Annotated in this window: 4 protein-coding genes and 1 pseudogene; 4 read left to right on the top strand and 1 reads right to left on the bottom strand. The window is 72.5% G+C overall.

Features of this window, described 5'->3' with window-relative positions; genetic code table 11:
* The first annotated feature begins 140 nt into the window (after positions 1-140).
* Positions 141-347, top strand: coding sequence for a hypothetical protein (locus ACWGDE_RS34175; RefSeq protein ID WP_453392944.1), 207 nt, complete (start codon positions 141-143; stop codon positions 345-347).
* A gap of 3 nt (positions 348-350) precedes the next feature.
* The gene (locus ACWGDE_RS34180) at positions 351-1727 is read left to right on the top strand and encodes a cytochrome P450 (RefSeq protein ID WP_453392945.1); all 1377 of its coding nucleotides are present in this window, start codon (positions 351-353) and stop codon (positions 1725-1727) included.
* Positions 1728-1781: 54 nt separating this feature from the next.
* On the opposite strand, the gene ACWGDE_RS34185 is transcribed toward ACWGDE_RS34180, so the two are convergent.
* Complete coding sequence (locus tag ACWGDE_RS34185; protein WP_453392946.1) at positions 1782-4169, bottom strand: xanthine dehydrogenase family protein molybdopterin-binding subunit; 2388 nt, start codon at positions 4167-4169, stop codon at positions 1782-1784.
* A gap of 265 nt (positions 4170-4434) precedes the next feature.
* Here ACWGDE_RS34185 and ACWGDE_RS34190 point away from each other — a divergent pair, with 265 nt between their 5' ends.
* Together ACWGDE_RS34190 and ACWGDE_RS34195 are read left to right on the top strand one after the other, a co-directional pair.
* Positions 4435-6120: a PucR family transcriptional regulator gene (locus ACWGDE_RS34190; protein WP_453392947.1), complete on the top strand. Its 1686-nt coding sequence runs from the start codon at positions 4435-4437 to the stop codon at positions 6118-6120.
* Positions 6121-6284: 164 nt separating this feature from the next.
* A pseudogene (locus ACWGDE_RS34195) lies at positions 6285-6683 on the top strand (hypothetical protein); the annotation flags it as partial.

Here is a 6683-nt window from a genome sequence, read left to right on the forward strand (position 1 = left end):
GCGGGGCAGTGTGCCAGACGGGGGCGCGAAGGGCACGTCACGTGTTCCCGTGGCGTGCCCGCGGGGGCTCCGGGGTGGCCCAATGGAGGCAACGGACCGGACGGAACGGCCGCCCGGTACCCCGAACAAGGAGAAAAGTCATGGCTGCCATGATCCCCCTGCGCAAGTCGCTCCTCGTCGCCGCCTCCGCCATCGCGGCGCTCCTCGGCGCCGGAGCGGCCCACGCCGCACCGAGCTCCGCCCAGCTGGCCAACGACCCCTCCGGGGCCAAGGTGCAACGCACCAGCGTGCTCGGCGGACAGGACCATTCCAGCCAGTACTACTACCACTACGTACAGGGACGGTAGCCCGTGCTGTCGACCCGTGTGCCGCCCGGCCCCTCGGGGGCCGGGCGGCACGGCCCCAGGCGCACCTTCGAGCGGGACCACCTCGGTTTCCTGCTCGACCAGCAGCGGTACGGCGACGTGGTCCGCCTCGACGACGACCTGTACCTCGTGAACTCGCCCGCCCTCGCGGAGGAGGTCCTCAAGCACACCAACACCACCTACGCCATCAGCCGCGACCTGCTGGGCGAGGCGACCGACGGAGGCCGCGCCTCCGAGGACCTGGCCCTGTGGATGCGGGCCCGCGCCCTGGCCGGGCGCGGTCTGAACCGGACCAGCCTGCGCGCCGCCGGCGACCGCCTCGCGGCGACCGTCGCCCGCCACGCCGAAACCTGGCACGCGCGCGGCAGCATCGACGCGACCCCCGCACTGGAGGACCTCACCGCCCACCTCATCGCCGAGTACTGCCTCGGACCCGGGAGCGAAGAGGTCCCCGGGCTCCTCGCCCGCCTGCAGGACGCCCTCCTGCCCCCCGCCCTGCCGCTGCCCGCCCGCTGGCGCGCACTGCGCAGGCGCCGTCTCCAGCGCATCGGCCGCGACCTCGAGGACGAGGTGTCCCGCTTGATCCGCCTGCGCCGCACGACGAGGCGGGACGACTCCCCGCCGGTGGTCGCGGACCTGCTCATCACCGCCTGCGACGAGGGCGCCATCACCCACGAAGGCGCGACCAGCGTCGTCGTCGCCAACCTGTTCGCCGCCCACGAGACCACCGCCGCCGCGCTCGGCTGGCTGCTGCTCCTCCTCGACCGGCATCCCGAGGTCCGTCGGCGGGTACGGGACGAGGCCGACCGGGAACTCGCGGGCCGGCTCCCCACCGCGGCCGACGTGCCCCGGCTGGCCTTCACCGAAGCCGTCGTGAAGGAGACGCTCCGCCTCTATCCCCCGCTCTGGTTCATCCAGCGGACCGTGGAGGACCCCACCGAGCTCGCCGGCTTCCCGCTCCGCCCCGGCCAGGGAGTCGCCGTCAGTCCCTTCGTCCTGCACCGCGACCCCCGGCACTACGACCGGCCCACCGCGTTCGCCCCGGACCGGTGGATCGAGCGCCCGGGCAACCCGCTGCCCAAGTACGCGTTCATGCCCTTCGGCGGCGGACCGCGCGCCTGCCTCGGAGCGCTCTTCGCCACCACCGCCATGACCGTGGCCACGGCGACCCTCACCAGCCGCTACGAGATCACCCGCGCACCCGGCAGCACGCCCGCCTTCGGCACACGTACGATCCTCCAAGCCGACGGCCTGACCCTCGACGTCACCGGTCGCCCCGGCCCGCCCGGCGCTCCCCGGCCGGCCACCACGGCACGGCGCGAAGAGGACCGGGCGATGCGGTGTCCCTTCGGCGGCGGGTGATCCCGGGCGGTGGCGTACCGCAGCCGCCGCCCGGGATCATCGCAAGGGTGAGGATCAGACCCCGGTGAGGTGCTCGGGGCGGACCGGCGTCCTGTTCAGCTCCAGGCCGGTCGCCGCCCGGATCGCCGCGATGACGGCCGGGGTGGACGACAGGGTCGGGGCCTCGCCGATGCCGCGCACCCCGTACGGGGCGTTCGGGTCCGCCAGTTCGAGGTAGTCGACCGGGATGGTCGGGGTGTCGAGGATGGTGGGGATCAGGTAGTCCGTGAAGGAGGGGTTGCGCACCTTCGCGGTCTTCGGGTCGACGATGATCTCCTCCATCACCGCGACGCCGAGGCCCTGGACCGTTCCGCCCTGGATCTGCCCGATGACGGAGAGCGGGTTGAGCGCCTTGCCCACGTCCTGCGCGACGGCCAGCTCCACGACCTTGACCAGGCCCAGTTCCGTGTCGACCTCGACGACCGCGCGGTGCGCGGCGATGGCGTACTGGACGTGGCCGTCGCCCTGGCCGGTGACGCGGTCGAACGCCTGGGTGGGCTTGTGGCGCCACTCCTCCTCGACCTCCACGACCTCGTCCTCCAGGACGTCCACGAGGTCGGCGAGGACCTCGCCGCCGTCGGTGACGACCTTGCCTCCCTCCAGGAGCAGTTCGGCGGTCGCCCACGCCGGGTGGTAGGAGCCGAACTTGCGCCGGCCGATCTCCAGGACCTTCTCGCGGACGATCCCGCAGGAGTTCTTGATGGCTCCGCCGGTCATGTACGTCTGGCGGCCGGCCGAGGTCGAACCCGCCGAGCCCACCTGCGTGTCGGCGGGGTGGATGGTCACCTGCTGGACGCCGAGTTCGGTACGGGCGATCTGCGCGTGGATGGTGACACCTCCCTGGCCGACCTCCGCCATGGCCGTGTGGACCATCGCGACCGCTTCGCCGTTGATGACCTCCATGCGGATCTTCGCGGTGGAGTAGTCGTCGAAGCCCTCGGAGAAGCCGACGTTCTTGATGCCGACCGCGTAGCCGACGCCTCGGACCACGCCCTCGCCGTGCGTGGTGTTGGACAGGCCGCCGGGCAGTTCGCGCACATCGGCCTCGCCGTCCGCGACGGCCCACTGACGCTCCGGCGGCAGCGGGCGGGCCTTGACCAGCCGCAGCAGTTCGGCGACCGGGGCCGGGGAGTCGACGACCTGGCCGGTGGGCATGATGGTGCCCTGCTCCATGGCGTTCAGCTGACGGAACTCGACCGGGTGCATGCCCAGCTTCGCCGCGAGCTTGTCCATCTGGGCCTCGTACGCGAAGCAGGCCTGGACGGCGCCGAAGCCGCGCATCGCGCCGCAGGGCGGGTTGTTGGTGTAGAGGCCGATCGCCTCGATCTCGACGTCGTCGAGGACGTACGGGCCGACCGAGAGGGAGGCCGCGTTGCCGACGACCGAGGCCGTGGAGGACGCGTAGGCGCCGCCGTCGAGCACGATCTTGCACTTCATGTGCGTGAGCTTGCCGTCCTTGGTGGCGCCGTGCTCGTAGGAGAGCTTCGCCGGGTGCCGGTGCACGTGGCCGAAGAAGGACTCGTAGCGGTTGTAGACCATCTTCACCGGCCTGTCCGTGCGCAGCGCGAGCACGGAGGCGAGGATCTGCATGGAGATGTCCTCGCGGCCGCCGAACGCGCCGCCGACGCCGGCCATCGTCATGCGGACCTTCTCCTCGGGCAGGCCGAGGGCCGGGGCGATCTGCTTGAGGTCCGAGTGCAGCCACTGGGTGGCCACGTACAGGTCGACGCCGCCGTCCTCGGCGGGCACGGCGAGGCCGGACTCCGGGCCGAGGAAGGCCTGGTCCTGCATGCCGAAGGTGTACTCGCCCGTGACGACGACGTCGGCCTTCTTGGCGGCCTCGGCGGCGTTGCCGCGGATGATCGGCTGGTGGTGCACGATGTTCGGGTGCGGGACGTGGGCGGCGTGGTGGTCGTCGCGGTCCTCGTGGACCAGGATCGCGTCCGGGGCGAGCGCTGAGGCCTCGTCGGTGATGACGGGCAGCTCCCGGTACTCGATGCGGATCTTCGCGGCGGCGCGGCGGGCGGTCTCCGGGTGGTCGGCGGCGACGAGGGCGACCGGCTCACCGTGGTGACGTACCTTCCCGTGCGCGAGGATCGGCGTGTCCTGGAACTCCATGCCGTAGTTCTTCACCGCCGGCAGGTCTTCCCACGTCATGACGGCGTGGACGCCGTCCATCGCGACGGCCTCGGAGATGTCGATCAACACGATCTCCGCGTGCGCGACCGTGGACCGCAGGACCTGGCCCCACAGCATCTCCTCGTGCCACATGTCCGAGGAGTACGCGAACTCGCCCGTGACCTTCAGGGTGCCGTCCGGGCGCAGCGTCGATTCGCCGATTCCGCCCTTCGTCCGGGAACCCTGGGTGACGTTGGCAGGAATGCCCGTAGTGGTACCGGCCATGATCGAACCGCCTCTTCCTGATGTTCTCGACGTTCCTGTTCCTGGGACAGCACCGGCAGCCGTGCCGCCACCCCCGTGCGCGGCACGCTGCCCGGCGTGCTGATGCGCAGAAGTAGACAGCTCCGCCGACGGGTTGAGGCAGTCACCGATCGCTCAATACCGGACACTCCGTCACCTGTGGACGAGTGTGCGTTCCTCCGTTCCCACCGCGGTGAGCTGGGGTGATGCCTGTTCCGGAAGGTGGGGGCGTGAGAGGGTGGCGCTCATGCGGCTACGCGAACTTCTGGACACCGACGAGCTGGGGCTGACGCTCCTCGTGGGTGGGGACGGTGACGGGGACGCCGGCGGCGGTGCCGGCGGCGACGCCGACGCCGGCGGCGGGGTGCTCGACCGCGCCGTGCGCGCCGTCCCGACCATCGATCTGGCCGATCCCGGCCGCTTCCTGACCGGCGGTGAGCTCGTCCTCTCCGAACTCGCCTGGTGGCGGGAGGACGGGGACGCGGAGGCGTTCGTGCGCGTCCTCGACCGGGCGGGCGTCACGGCCCTCGCCGCGGGTGAAGCCGCACACGGGTTCGTTCCGGACGACCTGGTGCGCGCCTGCCGGCGCCACGGGTTGCCCCTCGTCGCCGTGCGACCGGAGACCTCGTTCACCGCGGTCACCGAGTACGTCATGCGCCGTCTGCCGGGCCGTCACGACGGAGAGCTCGCCGCCGTGGTCGAACGCCACCGACGGCTCCTCGCCGACCGGAGCACCCTGGACTCCGTACTGGAACTGCTGCGCAGCAGCCTCGGCCTCGACGTGCGCGTCCTGTCCGCGACCGGCCGGCAGATCGCCGGGGACCGGCCCCTGCTGCACCCCAGGACGGCGACGGCACTGGCCGGACGGTACCTCTTCGCCCGCCGCTCGGGCGAGGCGGCTCCCCATCGGGTCACGGTCGGGGACCGGCTCCACTCCCTCGTGCCGGTGCGCGCCGCCGCCGGGGAGCGGGCGGGCGAGCTGGGTGACTGGCTGCTCGTCGTGGAGGCCGACACCTCGGCCTGGCCCGCGGCGGACGCGGAGCTCCTCGACCGTGTCGTCGAGCTCGTCACCGACGCCCGGTGCGCGCACGACCGGGCGAAGGTGGCGCTGAACGACCTGGCCCGTCAGTTCCTGGACCTGCTGCACGGATCCGTCCCGCCCGACGAGATCCCCGTCCGGCTGAGCAGCACCGCGCAGGCCGTCATCAGCCAGAAGGACACCTGGCAGCGCTGCCGGTTCGTGGTGGCCCGCGGAGAGTGGGAGCCGGCCAGGCCCGTCCCTGCCGCGGCCCTGCGCGTGCTCCTGGAGGAGGCCCTGGTCCGGCCGGACGGCCCGGCGCCGGTACCGCCGGAGGACATCGCCGCCACCGTCGACGGCGAACAGGCCGTGCTCTTCGTACTGGCGCCCGCGCCCACGGACGGGCGCCCCGAGCCGGAACTCGACTGCGCCGCCCTCGAACGCCGGCTCGCCGCGGTGCTCGCCCGCTGGCTCGGCCCGCGGGGCAGCCTCTCCGTCGGCGTCAGCCCTCCGGTGGACGCGCCGGGGAACGCGCGCCGGGCACTCGAAGAGACCCGTACCGCGCTGCGCGTCGCCCACGACGGCCCCGGGCAAGTGACCGTGCGCAGCACCGGGGACCTCACCTCGCACATCCTGTCGCTGCTGCCCCTGATCCCGGTCGAGAACCGGCGGGCCTTCGCCGCCCGGCTCCTGGGCCCCCTGCGCGATCACGACAGCCGCCACCGGACCGATCTGGTGCTCACGCTGGAGGCGTTCCTCGACTGCGACGGGTCCTGGACCAAGTGCGCCGCCCGGCTCCGTCTCCACGTCAACTCGCTGCGCCAGCGCGTCACCCGCATCGAGCAGCTCACGGGCCGGAACCTGGCCCGGCTGGAGACCCGGCTGGACTTCCTCGCGGCCCTGAGGATCGGCTGACCGCGGCTGACCGGTGATCCTCGCACCGCCCGCCCCCGACCAGGTGAAATCCGGCCGCGTGCACGCCCGGGGCCGCTGGGCGGGTGAGCGGCGCACCTAGGACGGCGCGGGCCGTCGCTGCCACCGGGCACACCACCACGGCCCTTTGGAAAGGGACTTGAGACATGAGGCGGCACTCAACGGTCCTGGTCGCGGTCGGGGTCCTCGCGCTGGGATCCGCCGGCACGGGGAACGCGTACGCGAGCCCGGCCTCGCCCCCGGGGTGCCCGACGGCGGAGATCTTCGCCACCGACAACACGGCGATCATCACGGCCCCGGAAGACCCCCGGCTGCGGACCCGCCTGCGCCGCTTCGACCGCGAGGTGCGCGAGATCATCCGCACCCACGGCGCGAAGCCCGGCTCCTCGACCCTGCTGGACGGGGTCTTCTGGTCCGAGGACCTGAAGCAGACCACCTACGAGCGGTCGCGCGAGTTCGACGTCAACCGGGTCGGCCCCGAGGGGCTGCACCACATCGCCGACGTCATCCGCAAGCAGTATCACCAGGAGTCCGTCCTGACGTTC

The organism is Streptomyces sp. NPDC054956, from assembly GCF_053609185.1.